A 20,235-nucleotide genomic window follows, 5' to 3' on the forward strand; every position below is an offset into this window, starting at 1 on the left:
GTAGTATGCCCCTGAACGATTTAAGAATCGATTTAGACTTCTAATTTTCGGTGCTGCATCAGTTTTAAGCCAAGCGGTGAAGTCAGATTGTAGTGGAGTGGAGTCACGGTGATGTATCGATCGCGATTCGCTTCCACATCGGTTGGAACATCATTCGGCACATCTGGATCTTCCACATCTTCGAGCAGTTCACCGGATAGCCAATAGTAAATTTTGCCTCGTGGATCAACACGCTTTTCAAACACATCGGTGTAACGACGAACGCCTTGACGAGTCACGATCGCACCTCGAATTTCTGAACGCTCGATCGCGGGCACATTCACATTCAGCAGCATCAATTCTGGCAACGGATCTTTCTCTAACTGTCCAATCAGCGTACAAGCATAATCCGCCGCAGGCTGAAACTCTTTTGATTCAAAGCTAGTCAGACTAAACGCAATACTCGGAATTCCTTCGATCACCCCTTCCATTGCAGCCGAAACCGTCCCAGAGTAAAGCACATCGGTTCCAAGATTTGACCCGTGATTAATGCCAGACAGCACAAAATCGGGTTTTTCCTTCAACAACGCCCAAAGCGCTAATTTGACACAATCCGATGGAGTACCCGAACACGCCCAAGCTTTAATTCCAGGACGAAAAACGTGATCCATCTGCACCACCCGAATCGGATCATGCAGCGTTAACCCGTGTCCTGTGGCGGAACGTTCTCGATCGGGACATACCACCGTTACTTCGTGTCCCGCTTCAGCCAAGGTATTCGCAAGCGTCCGAATCCCTAGCGCATAAACACCATCATCGTTACTGACCAGGAGTCGCATATCCACTACAATAAACAAGTTCGCAGTTCATTGTGACGCGAATTAGGACTTACAAAACACTGATTATGGCGGCTCAACCGAACGAACTTGAATCACAATTAGATGCCATTCGGCAAGAAGCGAAAACCGCGATCGTCGAAACGACCACACTCGATCAGCTTGAACAATTGCGAGTCAAGTATCTCGGTAAAAAAGGTCCCATCCCGCAAGTGCTGGGCGGTATGGGCAAACTCGATCCGGCAGAACGTCCGCGCATCGGGGCACGCGCCAATGAGGTGAAAGAAGCAATTCAAATCGACCTCGATCGCAAAAAAGACGAACTTCAAACCGCAGCGATCGCGGCTCAACTCGAAGCCGAAACGATCGATGTGACAATGCCAGGAGTGATGAAGCCGCAAGGACGATTACACCCGCTCAATAGCACGATCGATCAAGTCCTCGATATTTTTGTCGGACTCGGTTACACGGTGGCAGAAGGTCCCGAAATGGAAACCGACTACTATAATTTCGAGGCGTTGAACTTCCTGCCAGATCACCCTGCACGAGATATGCAGGACACGCTTTATCTTCCCGATGGCAATCTGCTAAGAACGCATACTTCTCCGGTTCAAATCCGCTATATGGAAGCGAACGATCCACCGATTCGGGTTGCAGTTCCGGGAAAAACTTACAGACGGGATACGGTAGATGCCACTCACTCGGCTGTGTTTCATCAAATTGAAATTCTCGCGATCGATGAAGGTCTGACCTTTACGGATCTCAAAGGCACAATCAAAGTGTTCTTACAAGAACTTTTTGGTGAAGTCGAAATTCGATTCCGTCCGAGTTTCTTTCCGTTCACCGAGCCATCTGCGGAAGTAGATGTGAAGTGGAAAGGACGCTGGCTAGAAATTCTCGGTTGTGGAATGGTCGATCCGAATGTTCTCAAAGCGGTTGGGTATGACCCAGAGGTCTACACCGGATTTGCTGCGGGCTTTGGAGTCGAACGATTAGCAATGGTACTGCACCAAATCGATGATATTCGTCGGTTGTATAACAGTGATTTGAGATTCTTGAAACAGTTCTAAAAGAGTGGTTGAAAAGTATAAAAAGTTTTTTCGCTTCGATTGCCTCCCACCCTGAAATGAATTTCGGGCTAACCGTGGAAAGTCTACTGAAGTAGACTGGGAGCTAGTTTGAAGTTCTTAGTCCATTTCAATGGACTTGCGCCGATTAGCCCGAAATTCATTTCAGGGCGGGACGCTGCAACGAACGACAACTTTTCAAACATTCTCTAATCGAATAGCTGTTGTACGGATTGAATCACTCCACTCACGATTTGGATCACAGGGAACCACAGCAAGCAAATCATGGCAGCCCGTCGAGTGCGAATATCTAAGCCTTGACGGACTGCCACAATGACCGCTAACAATGTCCAGCCTGACAGTAAAAGCTCGATCGCTCTTCCCAGTAACGGAATGACTGTCAAAAAATTGAAAATCTGCGGTGCGTAGGCAAACCCGATCGGACTCAGTAATGATCGATAACCCGGTGCATCCGTTTTCATCCACTGTCCAATTTTCCAAATCGTGAATGTCCAAACATAGTAGCCAATCACCACACTCAGCAAATCCAGCACGATAGCTAGTACAGCGGCGATCAAAGTGGTGCGCGTTAGGATCAAAATGACAACACTTCCGATCGCACGAGACAGCGCCGCCAAGATCACGATCGACAATGCCAATCCTTGTGTTTTTGGTGTGTTCTGAGCATCTTCGTAAAGTTGACCATTTAGTGTGATTGCATCCTTAACGGTGCGCCAAATTCCAGAATTCGCAGCCATTGTTCTATCTTTTGAGAGTGATGTCGATCGAGCTTGTCTGAGAAATTGATCAAAGACTATAGCGCGATTCGATCATGAGAGAATGGTTCAGAAGTGCGATTCAAGAATTGGGCGGCACAACCTCAAAGCTGATTTTTACGATCGCAGGATTCTTACTGCTCTGGGGAGTTCTTGCACCTGTTACCACGATCGTTTGGTGGCTCAATCACAGTGTTGAAGAGATAGGACTAACCGAGGAAAAAGAGCAGAATCCTGTCGCAAATTTGCCTCAAAACGGTGCGGCTAAGGAAGTCGATTGCTATATTGTCTTTCTACCAGGAGTGGGAAACTTTTCGCCTGATGAGATTGCACCGGGCGAAAAGTACTTTATCGAGCAATTAGCTAAAAAACATCCAACTTGTGCAGTCGTGCGTGATGTCTTTCCGTATTCGATCGCCAATCGAGGTCTAGGGAGTCAGCGATTGTTAGCTCCTTTGTGGGAAAACGCAAAGAACAGTGATGAATGGATCGGGGCGGTCTTAATTCAACTTCGGAATCTATGGCGATTTGCGATCGCGGCGGACTATCGCTACAGTCCGGTTTATAGCATGGGAATTGCAAATACGATCGTCGAACGCATGAATGTCGCTCATCCGATTTCGCGTTCTAAACAACCCATTAACTTAATTTTGATTAGCACAAGTGGCGGAACTCAAGTTGCATTAGGATCAACGGCGTATTTAGACAAGTGGCTAGATGCACGAATCACTTTAGTTTCGATCGGTGGGGCGTTCGATGGTAACACTGGGTTTAACCACTTTGAGCATATGTATCATTTCCAGGGTGAAAAAGACAAAGTTCCGACTTTAAGCTATTTGGTTTTTCCCTCGCGCTGGAATTGGAGTGTTAGCTCTCCGATTAATCAAGCCGATCGACAAGAACGATTTACCGTTTGTAATAGCGGCTCACATGAACATAGCGGCGATCAAGGCTACTTTGGAACAGATAAAGCGAGTGACGGAACTCCCTATGTTGAACACACGATCGATCAAGTTGCACAATTACCAATTTGGTCGATGGATCAGCCTCTGACTTCTCAGTGTCCCTCAGTCAAGTAGTGCTTTCAAGTAGCGACTAGTTCGCCCAGTATGCGATCGAATTCACACTAAAACAGGAGTCAGCTTGACACCATACCCCGCTTCAACGCTTTCCTTCTTAAATTCCAAGCTCCAAAGCTCCAACTCACAAGGATCATTCGGATGCGTCGGCTTAATCAGCAATCGCAGCTCTCTTGGTTCAGGTGTGAACTGACACTCGATTGATTGAATCGCTCCAATCTGACGACGATCGAGCGCCACAGCTAACCGAAGTAATGGATAGAGTTCTTCCACAACTCGACGATGCCGCTTGCTGGTCAAATTCCGGTAAGTCTCATGCCGCTTCTTCGGTGGATTTTTCCGGTGATAGCGAGCGAGATTCGCGATCGTTTCAATCTCCATCTCGGTAAAGCCTAACAGTTCAGCGTGTCGAATCAGATAGTAAGAATGCTTGTGATGCGAAGAATGTCCTACATGATGCCCGCAGTTGTGCAGAATCGCCGCCGCCCAAAGCAGTATCCGCTCTTCAGCCTCCCAACCGTGTAATTTACCTTGAGTCTGATCAAACAAACTCAGCGCAAATTCTGCGACTCGTTGACTATGCTCTAGATTGACCTGATATTTCTGAGCGGTTTTGATCACGCTGCGTTCTCGAACTGATCCTTGATACCGCAATCGATCTTCGATCAGTCCATGTGCGACCATCCAATCGACGATCACACCTTCTCTCAGCGATCGCTCACAAATGACGATCGATTCTGTTTTCAATTGCGTCATCACTTCCTGCAAAATCAACGCGCCCGCCAGAATAATTTCCGCCCGTCGCTCTGATAATCCAGGAACCGCTAATCGTTCTGCCAAACTCATTTTTCGCAGGCGATTGATCCACTCTTTCAAATCTTTGAGCGACAATTCACAGCCGTTCAGCGGAACAGGAACCGTTCCAAACTTTTCACGAGCATTCAGCGCGACTAAGGTTTCGATCGTGCCCGATGTCCCGACCAAACGCGGACGTTCTCCCGGCTTCAAATGCGCCTGAAGTTCGTCAATCGATCGCTCTAACATTCCGCGAATATGCGCCTGAAGCCCACCAAATTCAGTCAAACTAATCGGATCAGTCGTAACCTGTTCAGCGCTCAACCGAACGGCTCCCACCTTCGTACTACTCAGCGATCGCGGTTCATGCCCGTCTCCCAAAATCAACTCAGTCGAACCGCCCCCAATATCGACAATCACATGCGGCTGATTGTTAAAATTCATTCCCGACAGCACACCGAGATAAATCCGTCGTGCTTCTTCGGCTCCAGAGATCAAATTCACCCAAAGCCCTAATTCATCTTCAATCCGCTGCAAAAATGCCTGTCCATTCGGCGCTTCTCGAACCGCACTGGTCGCCACTGCGATCGTTTGTTCCGCATTGACACTTTTTGCAACTTCTTGACATCGCCTTAGCGCGACCATCGCCCGATCCATCGCTTCAGCGGACAATTCGCCCGTCTTTTTACAAAAATCGCCTAATCGAACCGTCGCTTTTTCGCGTCCCACGATCGTAAAAGCGGGAATCTGCGGCTGAATGCGGGCAATCACCATGTGAATCGAATTCGTTCCCACATCGATCGCGGCGAGAATGCGATCGCGATTCGGAGAAACGGTAGGAAGCGTCATCGAGCTGTCTTGAGGGGGTTTCGAGAGGGAATTCACCATGAGGATTTAGACGTACTGCTATCGGGGAGAGGAATGTACGAACAGGGAAACACCGGATGTGGAAGATGCAATTAACCGTAACAAGATAGTTTCTAGATCAAGGTTCTACCGCAATTCTTGAGCAATTCGGCGGATTTTTGCGTAAGAAAAACGCTAAGTTCTTCTTATAGACTTGCGATCGAGATCGATATGTGGACTCAGCCGAACCCCTCTTCAGAACCGACATGGCTCATCATTGCGCGATTGTTGCGCTGGCATAAACCCGAAGGGCGACTCATATTAATGATTCCAGCACTGTGGGCTGTGTTCCTGGCATCAGGAGGAACTCCACCCTGGTTACTGGTAGTCATTATTATTTTAGGCACGTTAGCGACGAGTGCGGCGGGCTGTGTAGCAAATGATTTGTGGGATCGCAATATTGATCCGCACGTCGAACGAACTCGCGATCGTCCTTTAGCTTCCAGAGCGCTCTCTGTCAAAGTCGGAATTGTAGTCGGCATAGTCTCGCTTCTCTGTGCGGCAGGATTAGCGCTGTTTCTCAATCCGCTCACTTTCTGGCTCTGTGTCGCAGCCGTTCCCGTAATTTTGCTGTACCCGGCTGCGAAACGAGTCTTCCCAGTGCCGCAGTTAGTTTTATCGATCGCCTGGGGTTTCGCCGTTTTAATTAGCTGGAGTGCGGTCAGTTGCAGCACTACTTCAGACGCCTCTTGCTTGCCACAACCGATGTGGTTACTCTGGGGTGCGACGGTGCTTTGGACGTTGGGATTTGACACGGTATATGCCATGTCCGATCGCGAAGATGATAAACGCATCGGAGTAAAATCGAGTGCGCTATTTTTTGGACGATATGCTCCTTATGCGATCGCTGCCTTTTACGTTGGAACTGTGTTGATTCTGGCAAAACTTGGAATCGTGATGCAGTTAAATGTCTGGTACTGGGTCGCATTGGCAATTAGCGCGATCGTTTGGGCATGGCAATCCTACAAACTCGCTCAGCCCTCAATTCCCAATCCCTTTTACGCTTTCAGCTTTAAGCAAAATGTCTGGATCGGGTTCCTCTTACTCGCTGGAATGATCGCGGGAAGCTAATCGATCCATTCAGTTTGAATAAAATGTGCGGGACGACCCCAGGAATCTTGCACGATCGACACCTCGCGAACCCGCAGATTAAACGGAATCGAAGTCGTCACATATTGCTGCACGAATCGCCCAAGTTCAGGGGCAAGCTGTGAAGCGGTTGTCGCTGCGACTCCTAATCCGACCAGTTGTTCGATCGGGTTTCGCGGCAAAATCAAATGAATTCCAAGTGCGATCGATGCCGTCAGCAACATCCCCACAGAAAGGTTTGTCCCACACCGAGGATGTACCGCTAAATTCCATTCGCCGCTGGTGATGCGCTCTAGAGCCTGATTCACGGCGCGTTTAATCTCAGCCGTATTCGTCTGCCCATACAGATAAAAGCCGTTCTCAGTCGAGAGTCCACCCAGTCCGCTGTTATCTGTCCAGTTCGGCGGGGCAATTCTACGATCGGGCAATCCACTCAGAATCCAAACGGTTGCATGTTCAAGGGCATGAACCTGCCGCACCATAAGAATTTCTCGTAAACCAGGAATAAATCCAATCTGCTGAAGCAACTCCGTATCTTGGGACGCTTGAGGAGTCGGCAGCAAGGAATTCAAAAACGTATCGAACTCAGAAACACTTGCAGTCATAACGGGACAACTTCGGGAAACCGCTTAGAGAATCAGTGTTTCAACTCTAGCGCCTGTCTCCCGAAGTTGTCTGGAAGCTGTTGCAAATCGTAGCGAGTTCTAACCAAAGAAATTAAAGCTCGGCATCGTTGCGGTCGGTCAAGCAGATTTACCTGGAGCAGCGGGCGAAGCTGGACTACCCACCGCACGAGCCACCTCGACTCCATTCTGTTCGAGAATCACGATCGGGTCAGAGCCGCCATTCATTTCGATTCGCTTAACTAAAACCTGTCCGTTTGAAATTCGCTGTCCAACTTGCACGTATCGGCTGGTTGACTCATTCGGAGCTTGTACGATCGCTTGAGGTACACCCCCAACCACAATTACACCTGTGACTTGTACAGCTTTCGCTAAGGTCGGATCGGGCAACGGAGGCAGCGATTTGATCGGTGATTTTGGCTCTGGTTTCGGAGTCGTTCTAGGCTCTGGACGATTCTGGCTTTGTGGCTGCGTTGCTTCGGGAGGTTGTGCGCCTCCAGGTGCCCCTTCACGGTTTACAACTGGAACTTTGAACGAAACCAGCGGGGGAACACTCGAAAATGGATCTTTTCCAGAAGTAATTCCGCGCTGAACCTGTCTAGCTCTTTCCTCCGGATTGGTGGATTGCAGCAAACCCGCAATCTTATTGCTCGTTTTTCCCTTCGGTGCATCTTTAGCGGGAACGGTCGGTTTTGCGAAAGATTGGGCAGGTGTTGACGAATTTGCTTTTGGAGATGGGGTGGCTTCGGTCACGACCGTTTCTTCACCGACCGTACAGCCACTCATCCAAAACGTTAATGCACCCGCACACACGACCAGCGTTCCGCGTGAAATTCGTCCTGTGATTCGCTTCGTGAACCGCTTGCTCATGATCACTCCCAAAAATTCGACTCTTGACTTCGCCTCGATCGCTGTTCACAGTCCAAGCTTGAAATGACCCACAACAGAGAACGATTTAGGCTAAGTGTGCCCCGATTGAATCAATCTGGTGCTCTGACCAAAAGATTTGAGTGAATTTTCGGAGCCGTTTCGGATTAAGCTTCGCTACAGGTCATGATCGCCTGAAGCTTTTGCAGTCCTTTTTTCACCTGACGTGAAACCGTAACTGCACTAATCCCCAAGCGTTCTGCGGTTTCCTTCTGAGTCAAATCGTATAGAAAGACAAATTCCAAAACCTCACGGGTGCGATGTTCTAACTGCACCAAAGCTTGCTGAAGTCGAATCTGATCTTCTTGAGCCAGTTGAAAGCTGCGATATCGAGAATCAGGAACCAAATCGCCCAAAAACGCAGAACCGTCTTCATCGCCGACTGGAGCATCCAAGCTGAGTAATGCTCGATTCTGAGCAGAAAGGCGGATTTCTTGCCATTCTCCGATCGAGATTTCCAACGCCGCCGCAATTTCTGCATCGCTCGGTGCTCTCCGTTGTTGCGTCTGAAAATCTCGAATGATCCAGACGGCTTGCCGTTGAAGGGCTTGCCAGCGTCGAGGAATTCTCACTGAGGGGCTTTTATCTCTCAAATAGTGCTGAATCTCGCCTCGAATATACGGAATCGCGAACGAGCTAAAAGCATGACCCTTTGACATATTGAACCGCTCGATCGCTCGAATTAACCCGATCGATCCAACCTGAAGCAAATCATCGTAATTTTCCGTACACTGATTCACCCAATGATGTGCTTCTTTCCTGACCAAGCCGATGTTTAACTCGACCAATTGATTCCGAACAGAAGCCGATCCCGACTGTTGATATTCACGGAGAAGTTGCAACGTTTCGCTTCTCAACTCGCTCGAAAGATTAGGCATGACGAAGTTCAGTAATTGCTTAAGAAGGTGTCAAACCCGATTTTTAGACTGCTTCTGAATCAAACTGTGATGGTAGAAATCACACCCAGAAAGCGATCGAACTTCGGAGAACAAAATGCTAGAACAGCTAAATCTCTGTTCAAATTTTTGTGACAAATCAAACTTATTTCCTGACCTAATTCCGTTCAACTGCATTTCCACTGAAGCTTTACCTACGGTGATTTGGGTCACTTTTCGGATTGATTTGAAACAGATCTCACTCAAGAATTTGCTCAATAAAAAAGGGGCGTTCTGCCCCTAAAAGTGAATATTTTGAGAACCGTCCAAACTGCGTCAAATTAAGAAGGTGTTTGAAAAGTTGTCGTTCGTTGCAACGCCCCGCCCTGAAATGAATTTCGGGCTAATTGGCGCAAGTCCTTTGAAAAGGACTAAGAACTTGAAACCGCTTCTTAGTCTACTTCAGTAGACTTTCCACGGTTAGCCCGAAATTCATTTCAGGGCGAGAGACAAACGAAGCGAAAAGACTTTCTATACTTCTCAAACACCCCTAAGCGTCCGGTGCAACTCTTGCGTAGAACAAACCGCGAATTTTCACATCGCTTGCTTCACGAGAACCCATGTCAGTCTCGGAAGGCTGTTCGCTTTCAAACGTGCCTGCGATTTCGCCCGATGCACTGTCAATCTTCGCGACTTGCAGCGAGATTGTCCCTTTATCAAGCTGGAATTGCTTGACGTTTTCCTTTCTCAGTTCTTCCGAATCTGCCGAAGCAGGAAGCGCGACCGCGTTATCGTAACCCGTGGTCAGACCGCGACCTTTCGGATCGAGGAAGTTAGAAGTCCGATACGACGGAACGCGGAAGTCTCCGATGAAGTCGGTCGAAGTGTTGATGCTGGATGAACCGGGTGAAGTGGTTGCGACCAGTCCTTTGATCGTGAACAAGAAGGGAACTCGTTCGCCACCCGGTAACTGAACGGTGATGGCTTGGAAGTCAAGACCGTCTTCTTCCTTGAAGGTCAAGCTACCGTCTGGTTTCGCTGTCAACGTTCCCGACACAGCATCGATCGAGGACGTGTAACGGGTCATCACTTTTGCCGGGACAAATTCAGCTTCACGGCGCTTGTTGGCTGATTCTTCTTTGACGAAGTAGGTGGTCGGTTGCAGGCACAATCCGGTGATCGAATAGGTTTTACCGTTTTCGATCGCGATCGAGCCGCGAGATGTTTCCTCGATTTGCGGGCAGCTATTGGCTAAGCCTGTTCCGCGAATCTGCTCGTACGTTAAGCCTTCCGCGCTTTGTGCGGGTTCACTACAAGCAGTTAGAACACTCAGGCAGAACGCCAGCAGTGTCACAAAGAATGCGCGATACCTCATGGTCAACCTCAAAGTAATGTAAAAATTCTGTCAGGGTGGTTTCTCACTGCTGTACAGATCTCATCCGAGTTTCTATAAATTCTGGGTGGTTCTGATCGAACCTCTCATAGCATTTTACAGATATTCGTAAACTTTTTAAGAATCGGGGTTAGAGGAACTGATTCCAGTACTGCTAATGACGGTCGGATTTACGAAAACGCGATACCGTATTAAAGCTTTGAGGTGTATGAGGAGCGAGGGGAATGGATGACGATGCGATGCTAAGAGATCACACCAAGAGTGCCTCCGATGAGATCACGTTAAGATCGCCGGAACTTGAAGAGTTGGCGCGATCGATTCGTGCGATCGCTGGTCGATCGGCAGGGGACGACAAGGCGCTTTTGGCACTGCTAAGAGTGCTCGAAATTTTGCATCGTGAGATTCGGGAAGGTCTATTTCAAGAGTCCCTTCCAACCAATCGCCAAGCGCTCTATGCGTTGTTAAAAGACATTGAGGCGACAGGGGGATGGCCCTATATTCATCGAATGCGGCTTCAGGATTTTCTGAAGAAGCTGATTGAGGAAGAGGAATCTCATTCAGAACTTGAACAATAGAGAAAAACGCCAAAGATTAAAAAATCTCCGGCGTTTTCTGAATGAAATTGTAAAGTTTTGTTACTCGTCTTTCGTTTGGCGGCTGGCAGTTTGGATATAGAGAATCAGCAGAAACACGCTCGGTACAAGCACAAACAAAATCGACGCAATAAATCCTAATTCGTTAACTTGCATAGAGCAAGACCCCTTCTAAACGTGGCATCAACATTCTTAAGGATACCACTAAGGTTTGGTCTTAACACTGACCGGACCGTTGACTAATGCCTGACAAGCGAACCGATAAGAAGCGGGTTTTTTCTTCAGTTTGCGCTCTTCAAATGCGGTACGAGGAGAAAGATTTTCCATGCCTTCAACGATTTCTACAACGCAGGTGCCACATTGTCCATTCCCGCCGCAGTTCATCAGCTTGCCGCCGAACGTGTAGAGATCCACTTGGTTCTCGATCGCTTTGATCCGCAAATTTGCCCCTTGTGCCGCAACCACTTCTTTACCTTCTTTCACAAAATTGATCGAGGCAGACTGAAACGTGGGTTTCGGCGCTTCTACGACGACTTCTTCAACGGGTTCAGTCGCTTGGATATCAGTGTCTGTCGGTTGCATAGTCAATGCCTCACGCAAGAGAATTTAGTGATTAAGATGCCTTCCTTAGTTGTACCGCATTTTGTTAAGAATTAAGAAATATTAAGAAGTGAAACGTAATTGAGACGCGGAATTTCAGACGATCGCGATTCGCTTGCAATCGCTTCTAACACTGGTTACACTTCTTTATACACTTTCATTTTTTATGAATCCCTTGTCACGGTCGCGATTCAACGCTCGTCTGAGCAGCGGGATCGCATTCACGGCGGGGTTACAGGATGCCTTGTCTGGTAAAGTTACCAATATGAGGCACTTTAACAAAAGGCTGAAAGAAGCGTTGCAGTAGACGTAATTTAGAGGAGGAGAGTAGTCAAATGGGACTACCCTGGTACCGCGTACACACAGTCCTAGTGAATGATCCAGGACGGTTGATCGCCACCCACCTGATGCACACCGCACTCGTCGCAGGTTGGGCGGGGTCAATGGCGCTTTATGAGCTTGCGATTTTTGATCCAAGCGATCCAGTTCTAAACCCCATGTGGAGACAAGGGATGTTCGTGCTGCCGTTTATGGCGCGGCTCGGAGTCACTTCTTCCTGGGGCGGTTGGAGTATTACGGGTGAAACCGTGACTGATCCAGGATTCTGGTCGTTTGAGGGCGTTGCGGCGGCTCACATCGTTTTATCGGGCTTGCTGTTCTTAGCAGCTTGCTGGCACTGGGTTTATTGGGATTTGGAACTTTTCCGCGATCCGCGTACAGGTGAGCCTGCACTCGATTTGCCGAAAATGTTCGGAATTCACTTGTTTTTGTCGGGTTTACTTTGCTTTGGTTTCGGTGCATTCCACTTGACCGGATTGTTTGGTCCGGGGATGTGGGTGTCCGATGCGTATGGGGTCACAGGACACGTTCAGCCTGTGGCACCGGAATGGGGTCCATCGGGATTCAATCCGTTTAATCCGGGTGGAGTCGTGGCTCACCATATTGCAGCAGGAATTGTCGGCATTATCGCTGGATTGTTCCATCTCAGTGTTCGTCCGCCTGAGCGGTTGTATCGCGCTCTGAGAATGGGGAACATCGAAACCGTATTGTCGAGCAGTATTGCAGCCGTGTTCTTTGCAGCGTTTATTGTTGCTGGAACCATGTGGTACGGAAACGCAACCACGCCGATCGAGCTTTTCGGACCGACCCGCTATCAGTGGGACGGCAGCTACTTCCGTCAAGAAATCGATCGACGGGTGCAGAATGCGGTTGCTGACGGTGCAAGCCTGTCAGAAGCGTACAACCAAATTCCTGAAAAGCTGGCGTTCTATGATTACGTCGGTAACAGCCCCGCAAAAGGTGGCTTGTTCCGTACCGGTCAGATGAACAAAGGTGATGGAATTGCTCAAACCTGGCTCGGTCATCCGGTCTTTAAGGATGGCGAAGGTCGCGAATTGTTCGTGCGTCGCTTGCCGAACTTCTTCGAGAACTTCCCAGTCGTTCTGCAAGATAGCGATGGCGTGATTCGGGCTGACATTCCGTTCCGTAAAGCTGAATCGAAATACAGTTTTGAACAAGCTGGTGTAACGGCAAGCTTCTACGGCGGTAAGTTAGATGGTCAAACCATCAGCGATCCGGCTCTAGTCAAACGCTATGCGCGTGCGGCTCAGTTGGGCGAACCGTTTGAATTCGATCGTGAAACCTTGAACTCGGATGGTGTCTTCCGCACCAGCCCGCGTGGATGGTTCACCTTCGGTCATGCTGTGTTTGCACTGCTGTTCTTCTTTGGTCATATCTGGCACGGTTCGAGAACGATCTTCCGGGATGTGTTCGCTGGGGTTGACCCCGAATTGTCAGAAGAACAAGTCGAATGGGGACGTTTTGCGAAAGTGGGTGACAAATCCACTCTTCAAAGAACGGAAGCGTAGATTGGTTCGCGGGTCTAGGCAGTGGTCTAGACCCGATACAACTCTTTATCTGAGGACACCATCATGGAAGCTGCTGCATACATTTTGATTTTGGCTTTGGCGATCGGCGTTCTGTTTTTTGCGATCGCGTTTCGCGAACCACCGAGGATTGGTAAGTAGTTCGATGATTCGATGAAACCCGCTTCAGATGAGGCGGGTTCTTTTTTGGAATGATGCACGTAGAATTCTTATATTTCTTGAGAGATTTTTTAATACATTCAAACTCTCCACCATTTGATGTAGAATCTTGCTGCAACGCTTTGAGATATCCCTCTACAGCCTGTTTTGAGTTGCTGGAGCCTCCACATGAACCAAGAGTACAGAGAGTAATCAATCCCATTCCAAAAAGAAGTCTTTGGCAATAAATAGTACTTTGATCGGCTCGGTTGGTAGTCTTGAGCTTTTGGCACAGGCTTTACTTTAGCAATTCAAAATATTACCTGCTCTTCTTAATGTGTCGAAAACATCAACTTCACTGAAAATCTATAAGTACTATTACCAGTGTCAATCTAGAAGCAATGTTAAGTCACTTTAAATATGAGAGGCAGAGTAAATGCAAATCACGATCGATTTACCCCCCGATCTTGAACAAGATCTGATCCGTCAAGCAACCGAGACAAATATTCCTATTCAAACGCTGATTATTCAGACCTTACGCCAGGCATCACAAGGGAATGTCACAGAAACGTCCCAATGGTCAGAGATCGTTTTATCTTATATTGGAACCTCTGACTTTCCCGATTTCGAGTCTTATCGTAGCGAACTGCTTCCGCCCCACGAACCGAAATTGTTCTAATGCGATATCTTCTTGACACTTGCGTAATCAGCGATTTCATCAAAGGCGAAACCAATACTCAATCTAGGCTTAGACAAACTTCACCTGCTGATATTGCAGTTTCTAGTATTACAGTCATGGAACTGCGCTACGGTTTAGCACTTAATCCACAGCGCGCCCAAAAAATCGAACCCACGATCGTTAGTCTTCTCACCTCAATTACGATTCTTCCTTTCACCGCTGCTGAAGCTGAGCAGGCGGCTCAAATCCGCGCCACTCTCAAAACTCAAGGACAACAGATTGGCGCTTACGATGTGTTAATTGCTGCAACTGCCCTTGAACACAATCTGATAATGGTCACATCAAATCAGCGAGAATTCGTGCGAGTGCCTAACCTACAGCTTGAGAATTGGAGACAGTCACCGTAGCCGCTGATCTTGAAGCGATTCAAACTGTATCAGGTGACTAATTTTTAACATTTGAATCACACTCGCGTTCCCACTCTAAATTGCATAGTATGTGGAAAAAATTGCAAGGAACCGCATTTGGTATGACAATCGACCTCAACCGCTTGGACTCGATTCGAGATTATGACGAAGCGATCGACGAAGAATTTGGAGATTTTCGCAAACAATTTCAGGTAGATATGTGGCGAAATGCGGCAGACAGAATGTCGATCGTGGAAAATGTGGACACCATGCTGGCTCAGCAGACGATTACTGAAACAGAGCCTGGAACGATTTTGAAAGATTTTCAGGCTTTACTGAATTTAATCGGTGCAGGGATTCCGGTTAGCGGAACGAATTATCTAATTCCTGCAAAACTACTCTCAGAATTCAATCAACAATTGAGCGATCCGGTTCAAATTGATCTCAAGCGTCCGGTACAGAAATCGTATCCGCCGATTAATGGACTCTATTTACTTCTAAGAGCAAGTGGACTTGGACAGATTACGACTAAAGGTAAAAAGCCATACCTGGTGATCAATCCCGAAGTTATACAACTCTGGAATCAACTGAATTCAACCGAAAAATATTTCACACTGCTTGAAGCATGGTTGATTCGGGCAGATGGGGAAATTTTGGGAGAACGTCGATCGGCATTAAATGAAGGGAGCAAATGTGTTGATTTCTGGTCGCGATTGTTGAACAAAGGGAAAAAGTATCGAAACTATGCAGAACAGCAAGAGATGAACTACTATCCAGAGTTTCACAATCTTGCATTGATGCGGATGTTTGGATTGGTGGCGATCGAGTCTGGCAAACCTGAAGCTGGAAAAGGTTGGCGAATCAAAGCAGTGCAGAAAACCAAATTTGGGGAAGCTTTGATGTCGGTTGTGATTCAAGCATTTTACGAGCAAGGAATGGAATGGGAATCTGAAACTAATTCAAGCCTTACCTTTGCTGATCTTCAACCTGTTCTACAACCTTATTTTCCAGAGTGGCAAACTGCTTTCAAACTCCCAGGCTTTGATTTTCGTCCGGGTGTGTATGTCTTTAAAGTCTTACTGGGGAATATCTGGCGACGACTGGCAATCTCCGGCAATGCGTTTCTAGATGAGCTTAGCGATTTAATTTTAGAATCGGTTGGGTTTGATTCCGATCATTTAGATTGCTATACCTATAAAAATCAAATCGGTCGAACAGTCGAAATTTCTCATCCTTATGCTGATGGTTCTCCCTCTACCGAGGAAGTTCGGATTGAAGAGTTGCCTTTACCGGAAGGGGCATTGATGAAGTATGTATTTGATTTTGGAGATTGGTGGGAATTTACGGTACAGCTTGAGAAAATTGAATTGGAAGATCCGCGATCGGACTGCGCTGAAATTCTCGAAAGTTATGGTGCAAGCCCTCAACAATATCCCGATTGAAACGAAGAGGAAGACGAAGAAGAAGGAGACTGACTTTGAAAATGCGACAGATTCAGACAAGCTGATTTAGGATGTGAGAGTTGGGTTAGTCGGTGCTTGTGAGCGTTTCTTCGCGTGAGACAGATTTTTCGAGTCCTACTCGGTATCGGATTCGGGAGGTGCAGCCTTCGGATTTGTATGAGATTGCGGGAATTTTAGTTGATAGTTTTCCGCTGTATCCGGCGTTTTTGCCGTGGTTGGCTCCGATTATTCGGGTTGGAATTCATGAGGATTTGCGGAGTCGGACCCGGTTTCCTGCGCCGAATTATGTTTGTTTGGTTGCGATCGATTCGAGCGATCGAGCAGAACGAATTGTCGGAACGGTTGAGACCGGTTTGCGAACCTCGAATCCTTGGCAACCGAGAAATAATCAGTATGTGTATTTGTCGAATTTGGCGGTACGGGAAGACGTGAGACGGCAGGGAGTCGCGCAGCAGTTGTTACTCGCGTGTGAACCGTATGTGCGGGAATGGAATTATCGCAATATTTATCTGCACGTGCTGGAGACGAATGAGCCAGCGAAGCGGTTGTATTTTAAGTTGGGCTATCGGCTGGAGGAGATTCAGCCAAGTTGGGATTGGTTTCTGGGTAAGCCAAGGCGAATGTTTTTACGGAAGGAAGTTGTGCGTGAATGAATTTCGGGAATGCTGATATTCTTTCTAATTTCTTCAAGCTTTGACCAATACAGCCAAAGAGCCATAGGGTAGGATAATTGTGCCATTGGCTCGATCGATAAACCATAATCACTGTGACACTTGCGATCGCGCTTTTCCGTCTCTCCCGATGTCGCCTTTCAATCGCTCTCATGTATTTCACAAGATTTTTTAGCGCCGCTTATCTCGGTCTGCTAGTTGGGTGTTCACGCTCAGCACCGACAGCCATTGCGCCAACACCACAAAATACAACACCAATTCCCGCACCGTCGCCCGTCATTTCACAGCCGAAGATTCTTAAGCCACCTGTAAGCGCACCGACACAATCAGGATTGAACTATCAGCTTGTGACTTATCAGAGTCGGGTGATGGGAAGTGATCGACAATATGGAATCGTGCTACCTCCGGGATATGAGAAACAGTTGCAAACTCGATATCCGGTTGTGTTCTTGTTGCATGGGGGACATGGTGATCCGACGGCTTGGTTTGTAAAAGGTCAAGCTTTGAAGGTGATTGAAAATTTGTATGCAAGTGAGAAGTTACCGCCTTCGATTATTGTGACACCAGACGGAAATGATAGTCGCGGGACGAGTCCGTATTGGGACCCGGAATATGTCAACGGGCGGTATGGGAATGTTGTTGACGCGATCGGGGATGAGCTAGTTCAGGAAATTAAGGCGCGGTATCGGACACAGAATGATTCAAGATATTGGGCGATCGGGGGATTGTCTTCGGGCGGTTGGGGCGCGTTGAATGTGGGGCTACACAATCCGCAGAATTTCAAAACAATGTTCAGTCATAGTGGCTTTTTCATCGATAAAAGCGGTGCGGAAAATAGCCCGATCGAGTATGTTCAAACGCTTGATCCGCAGACTCGAAAATCGATCGCGGTTTATCTTGATGCAGGGGAAGGAGATGGTCGATATCTAGCGGAATCGCGAGAATTTCACCAAGTACTGAAGCAGCTTCAAATCGAGAATCAATTTAATGAGTTTCCTGGTGGACATGGGGTGAAAGGGCAAGATGTCGGTTGGGGATTTTGGCGTAAACATTTGGCGGATTCGTTGAGCTATGTGGGAGAGCGGTTTCGGAATGTCGATCGTATTTCTAAACAATAAAAAAGGTGATTCAGATTGCTCTAAACCACCTCACTAATCGATATGACCACACTCTCGAAACTTAAATCATGCCGCTACCGTGTCCGCGCTGGTCGTCGTTCATGGTGAGCTTGCCTTCTTCATCTTGGTTCATGTCGCTGTATTCTTCGACGCGCTCTTGGTGAAGCTCCTCTTCGGCTTGACGAGCATCGCCAGGAACTTCGTAATACATTTCAGGCTCGATCGCGTAATTGTTCAGTAAGCCTTCCTTGTCTACCGTGTAGCCGCCTGTGGTGTGAATGCTGTCTGGGTCGGTTTGATCATCGGTCGGTTCAGATGCCTCACGTTCTTCGGTCGGAACCGTTTTGTATTCCCGACCTTCGCGCTCCATCCGAGCAGCAGTTTCAGCCGGAACAATGTGCGGATCGTAGACATCGCTTTGAACGCGATCGGAACCGTCGGTCGCAACCTGTCTTTCTTGACTCATCAGATTGTCCTCATGATAGGGTTTGCAGCGCGTAACCGAAACTTAGTAAGCGCGACTTGCGAACTTGTTGTAGATGAAGACTGCCAAGATTGCACCCAGTACTGCAACAAACACACCTGGAATGCTCAGAGAAGTGGCAGTGATGGCAAAGGTTCCAGTTTCTAATACGGTCGTGATTGTTCCGCCGATGAATGCGCCAACGATGCCTAGAATCATAGTGCTGAGCAGTCCGCCGCCTTGACGACCGGGATAGATTGCTTTTGCGATCGCGCCCGCTAATAATCCTAAAATTACCCAAGCTAGAATGTTCATAGTGATGTCCTTAACGTTTAATAATCTGTAAATAATTCATTCGTTTCAAGATTGAATCAAGCGTGTTTTTCCTTGAAACAATGTTTGATGTGATTAAACTAACAGGACGGGGATCGCATTCGTACCTTTCTGAAGTTAGATTCGCAGTTCGCAACAGTGAGAGGAATCGCGGGATTGCCCTCAATCGTTAGGTAGAAAATCATTCCAACTCCTGAGCGATGACGGGCGATCGCATTTTCCGGTAGCGTCATGCTGTCAGAATTATTTTTAAAACTAAGGCGATGAGATTTAAAACGATTGTGCGCTTGGTGCGCGAGACGGTGAATGAATGGAACGAAGATAATGTGCCATTATGGGCGGCGGCATTGGCGTATTACACGATGTTCTCGTTAGCACCGCTGTTGATTATTGTGATTGCGATCGCAGGTGCAATCTATGGTGAAGAAGCTGCACGCGGTGAAATTGTTCGGCAGATTCAAGGATTGGTTGGGCGAGATGGAGCCGAATTTATTCAGTCGATGATTCAGAATGCAAGCAAACCCGATTCAGGCGGCGGGATTGCGACGCTGATCGGGATTGGATTTCTGATCTTTGGTGCCTCTGGTGTGTTTGGGCAGTTGCAAGCAGCACTGAATACGATTTGGGAAGTGAAGCCGAAACCAGGACGAGCGGTGAAGAGTTTCGTCCAAGCTCGGTTTTTATCGTTTGCGATGGTGTTGGTGATTGGATTTCTGCTGCTCGTTTCATTAGTGTTGTCGGCAGCATTGTCAGGAGTTAGTGGTTACTTTAATGGGTTTCTGCCAGAAGCGTTTCAGATTGGCAGAATTCTCAATTTTGTTTTGTCATTTGGATTAATCACGTTACTGTTCGCAGCGATTTACAAGTTTCTACCCGATGTCGAAGTGCCGTGGAAAAATCTTTGGGTTGGATCGGCGGTGACTGCACTGTTATTTAACATTGGTAAATTCTTAATCGGACTTTATCTGGGTAATAGTGGTGTTGGTTCTACTTATGGTGCTGCTGGATCGTTAGTGGTTGTATTGCTTTGGGTGTTCTATTCAGCGCAAATTTTGCTATTTGGTGCAGAGTTCACCCAGGTTTATTCTAAATATCGCGGTAGACCGATCGAGCCTGCGAAACACGCGGTAGCGGTAAAAGAACAAACCATCGATCCGGCTACGAAACGCGATCGCTAGATTTCAACAATGCGTGAATGCTCTGGAGTTCTGCCAAGATTGCCTCTAGAACTTCCTGAGTTTTATTCGGTTGCGGTTCTTGAATCTCGATCGTCACTTGCTTAATTTTCAAGACATCTTTGGCAAATCGCGCTACTTCGTTCGAGTGAAACATCAGCGGATCATTCACTGATTGGCGTAGCTCTGGATTGAGTTTCTTTGGATCAAATGGCGGATTGAGCAATTCGGGGTCAGTGTTGGCATAGCGGTACACGGATGCTCTCGATCGATTGAGCGTTTTTTGTACCGCTTCGACCTCCATCAACCCCGTGGTTGCTCCAAATTCGCCTTCGGTTCCCATCGTTTGATTCTCGCAATTAGA

24 protein-coding genes are annotated in these 20,235 nt (G+C 47.7%); 12 read left to right on the forward strand and 12 right to left on the reverse strand.

Going from position 1 to position 20,235, the window contains the following annotated elements; translation table 11 throughout:
• Positions 1 to 32: 32 nt before the first annotated feature.
• Complete coding sequence (surE, locus tag NIES2104_RS17530; protein WP_058999567.1) at positions 33 to 818, reverse strand: 5'/3'-nucleotidase SurE; 786 nt, start codon at positions 816 to 818, stop codon at positions 33 to 35.
• Between the two features lie 65 nt (positions 819 to 883).
• Here surE and pheS point away from each other — a divergent pair, with 65 nt between their 5' ends.
• Positions 884 to 1,885, forward strand: a complete 1,002-nt coding sequence (pheS, locus tag NIES2104_RS17535) for a phenylalanine--tRNA ligase subunit alpha (protein WP_058999568.1) — start codon at positions 884 to 886, stop codon at positions 1,883 to 1,885.
• A gap of 206 nt (positions 1,886 to 2,091) precedes the next feature.
• On the opposite strand, the gene NIES2104_RS17540 is transcribed toward pheS, so the two are convergent.
• Positions 2,092 to 2,640 (reverse strand): YIP1 family protein, encoded by a 549-nt coding sequence (locus NIES2104_RS17540; RefSeq protein WP_058999569.1) that lies wholly within the window; start codon positions 2,638 to 2,640, stop codon positions 2,092 to 2,094.
• A gap of 74 nt (positions 2,641 to 2,714) precedes the next feature.
• Between NIES2104_RS17540 and NIES2104_RS17545 the strand changes: the two genes are divergently transcribed.
• A complete protein-coding gene (locus NIES2104_RS17545; RefSeq protein ID WP_058999570.1) occupies positions 2,715 to 3,737 on the forward strand; it encodes a hypothetical protein in 1,023 nt (340 codons plus the stop codon).
• Between the two features lie 42 nt (positions 3,738 to 3,779).
• Here NIES2104_RS17545 and NIES2104_RS17550 read toward each other — a convergent pair whose 3' ends face one another.
• Complete coding sequence (locus tag NIES2104_RS17550; protein ID WP_058999571.1) at positions 3,780 to 5,420, reverse strand: Ppx/GppA phosphatase family protein; 1,641 nt, start codon at positions 5,418 to 5,420, stop codon at positions 3,780 to 3,782.
• Between the two features lie 189 nt (positions 5,421 to 5,609).
• Here NIES2104_RS17550 and NIES2104_RS17555 point away from each other — a divergent pair, with 189 nt between their 5' ends.
• Positions 5,610 to 6,509 carry a 4-hydroxybenzoate solanesyltransferase gene (locus NIES2104_RS17555; RefSeq protein ID WP_058999572.1) on the forward strand — a complete coding sequence of 300 codons (900 nt, stop codon included), beginning with the start codon at positions 5,610 to 5,612 and terminating at the stop codon, positions 6,507 to 6,509.
• Here NIES2104_RS17555 and NIES2104_RS17560 read toward each other — a convergent pair.
• The 4 genes from NIES2104_RS17560 to NIES2104_RS17580 form a co-directional block, all read right to left on the reverse strand.
• Positions 6,506 to 7,132: a DUF6391 domain-containing protein gene (locus NIES2104_RS17560; RefSeq protein WP_058999573.1), complete on the reverse strand. Its 627-nt coding sequence runs from the start codon at positions 7,130 to 7,132 to the stop codon at positions 6,506 to 6,508. The genes NIES2104_RS17555 and NIES2104_RS17560 overlap by 4 nt on opposite strands.
• Positions 7,133 to 7,270: 138 nt before the next feature.
• Complete coding sequence (locus NIES2104_RS17565) at positions 7,271 to 8,020, reverse strand: hypothetical protein (protein WP_058999574.1); 750 nt, start codon at positions 8,018 to 8,020, stop codon at positions 7,271 to 7,273.
• 164 nt (positions 8,021 to 8,184) lie between these two features.
• Positions 8,185 to 8,955 carry an RNA polymerase sigma factor SigF gene (locus tag NIES2104_RS17570; RefSeq protein ID WP_082690021.1) on the reverse strand — a complete coding sequence of 257 codons (771 nt, stop codon included), beginning with the start codon at positions 8,953 to 8,955 and terminating at the stop codon, positions 8,185 to 8,187.
• Between the two features lie 547 nt (positions 8,956 to 9,502).
• Positions 9,503 to 10,327, reverse strand: a complete 825-nt coding sequence (locus tag NIES2104_RS17580; RefSeq protein ID WP_058999577.1) for a photosystem II manganese-stabilizing polypeptide — start codon at positions 10,325 to 10,327, stop codon at positions 9,503 to 9,505.
• 242 nt (positions 10,328 to 10,569) lie between these two features.
• Between NIES2104_RS17580 and NIES2104_RS17585 the strand changes: the two genes are divergently transcribed.
• The gene (locus NIES2104_RS17585) at positions 10,570 to 10,920 is read left to right on the forward strand and encodes a hypothetical protein (protein ID WP_263970984.1); all 351 of its coding nucleotides are present in this window, start codon (positions 10,570 to 10,572) and stop codon (positions 10,918 to 10,920) included.
• 60 nt (positions 10,921 to 10,980) lie between these two features.
• Here NIES2104_RS17585 and psbM read toward each other — a convergent pair whose 3' ends face one another.
• Entirely contained in the window at positions 10,981 to 11,094 is a 114-nt protein-coding gene (gene psbM / locus NIES2104_RS17590) for a photosystem II reaction center protein PsbM (RefSeq protein ID WP_058999578.1), read from the reverse strand.
• 48 nt (positions 11,095 to 11,142) lie between these two features.
• A complete protein-coding gene (locus NIES2104_RS17595; protein WP_082690022.1) occupies positions 11,143 to 11,520 on the reverse strand; it encodes a 2Fe-2S iron-sulfur cluster-binding protein in 378 nt (125 codons plus the stop codon).
• A 353-nt stretch (positions 11,521 to 11,873) separates the two neighbouring features.
• On the opposite strand from NIES2104_RS17595, the gene psbB reads away from it, so the two are divergent.
• From psbB to NIES2104_RS17630, 7 genes are all read left to right on the forward strand, one after another.
• A complete protein-coding gene (gene psbB / locus NIES2104_RS17600) occupies positions 11,874 to 13,406 on the forward strand; it encodes a photosystem II chlorophyll-binding protein CP47 (protein WP_058999579.1) in 1,533 nt (510 codons plus the stop codon).
• Between the two features lie 63 nt (positions 13,407 to 13,469).
• Entirely contained in the window at positions 13,470 to 13,565 is a 96-nt protein-coding gene (locus NIES2104_RS30905) for a photosystem II reaction center protein T (RefSeq protein WP_072218094.1), read from the forward strand.
• Positions 13,566 to 13,998: 433 nt separating this feature from the next.
• The gene (locus NIES2104_RS17610; RefSeq protein WP_058999581.1) at positions 13,999 to 14,241 is read left to right on the forward strand and encodes a hypothetical protein; all 243 of its coding nucleotides are present in this window, start codon (positions 13,999 to 14,001) and stop codon (positions 14,239 to 14,241) included.
• Positions 14,241 to 14,648, forward strand: coding sequence for a type II toxin-antitoxin system VapC family toxin (locus NIES2104_RS17615; RefSeq protein ID WP_058999582.1), 408 nt, complete (start codon positions 14,241 to 14,243; stop codon positions 14,646 to 14,648). Before NIES2104_RS17610 ends, NIES2104_RS17615 begins: the two co-directional genes overlap by 1 nt.
• Positions 14,649 to 14,737: 89 nt before the next feature.
• The gene (locus NIES2104_RS17620; RefSeq protein ID WP_082690023.1) at positions 14,738 to 16,090 is read left to right on the forward strand and encodes a hypothetical protein; all 1,353 of its coding nucleotides are present in this window, start codon (positions 14,738 to 14,740) and stop codon (positions 16,088 to 16,090) included.
• A gap of 98 nt (positions 16,091 to 16,188) precedes the next feature.
• Positions 16,189 to 16,764 carry an N-acetyltransferase gene (locus NIES2104_RS17625; RefSeq protein WP_192843605.1) on the forward strand — a complete coding sequence of 192 codons (576 nt, stop codon included), beginning with the start codon at positions 16,189 to 16,191 and terminating at the stop codon, positions 16,762 to 16,764.
• A gap of 170 nt (positions 16,765 to 16,934) precedes the next feature.
• Entirely contained in the window at positions 16,935 to 17,900 is a 966-nt protein-coding gene (locus NIES2104_RS17630; protein WP_058999584.1) for an esterase family protein, read from the forward strand.
• Positions 17,901 to 17,961: 61 nt separating this feature from the next.
• On the opposite strand, the gene NIES2104_RS17635 is transcribed toward NIES2104_RS17630, so the two are convergent.
• Positions 17,962 to 18,366, reverse strand: a complete 405-nt coding sequence (locus NIES2104_RS17635) for a hypothetical protein (protein ID WP_082690024.1) — start codon at positions 18,364 to 18,366, stop codon at positions 17,962 to 17,964.
• Positions 18,367 to 18,408: 42 nt separating this feature from the next.
• Entirely contained in the window at positions 18,409 to 18,678 is a 270-nt protein-coding gene (locus NIES2104_RS17640; protein ID WP_058999586.1) for a GlsB/YeaQ/YmgE family stress response membrane protein, read from the reverse strand.
• A 281-nt stretch (positions 18,679 to 18,959) separates the two neighbouring features.
• On the opposite strand from NIES2104_RS17640, the gene NIES2104_RS17645 reads away from it, so the two are divergent.
• On the forward strand, positions 18,960 to 19,874 hold the full coding sequence (locus tag NIES2104_RS17645; RefSeq protein ID WP_058999587.1) for a YihY/virulence factor BrkB family protein: 915 nt from the start codon (positions 18,960 to 18,962) through the stop codon (positions 19,872 to 19,874).
• Here the strand turns inward: NIES2104_RS17645 and NIES2104_RS17650 are convergent.
• Complete coding sequence (locus NIES2104_RS17650; RefSeq protein ID WP_058999588.1) at positions 19,855 to 20,214, reverse strand: hypothetical protein; 360 nt, start codon at positions 20,212 to 20,214, stop codon at positions 19,855 to 19,857. The genes NIES2104_RS17645 and NIES2104_RS17650 overlap by 20 nt on opposite strands.
• Between the last annotated feature and the right edge of the window lie 21 nt (positions 20,215 to 20,235).

This window comes from Leptolyngbya sp. NIES-2104 (assembly GCF_001485215.1).
GTDB lineage: Bacteria > Cyanobacteriota > Cyanobacteriia > Leptolyngbyales > Leptolyngbyaceae > Leptolyngbya.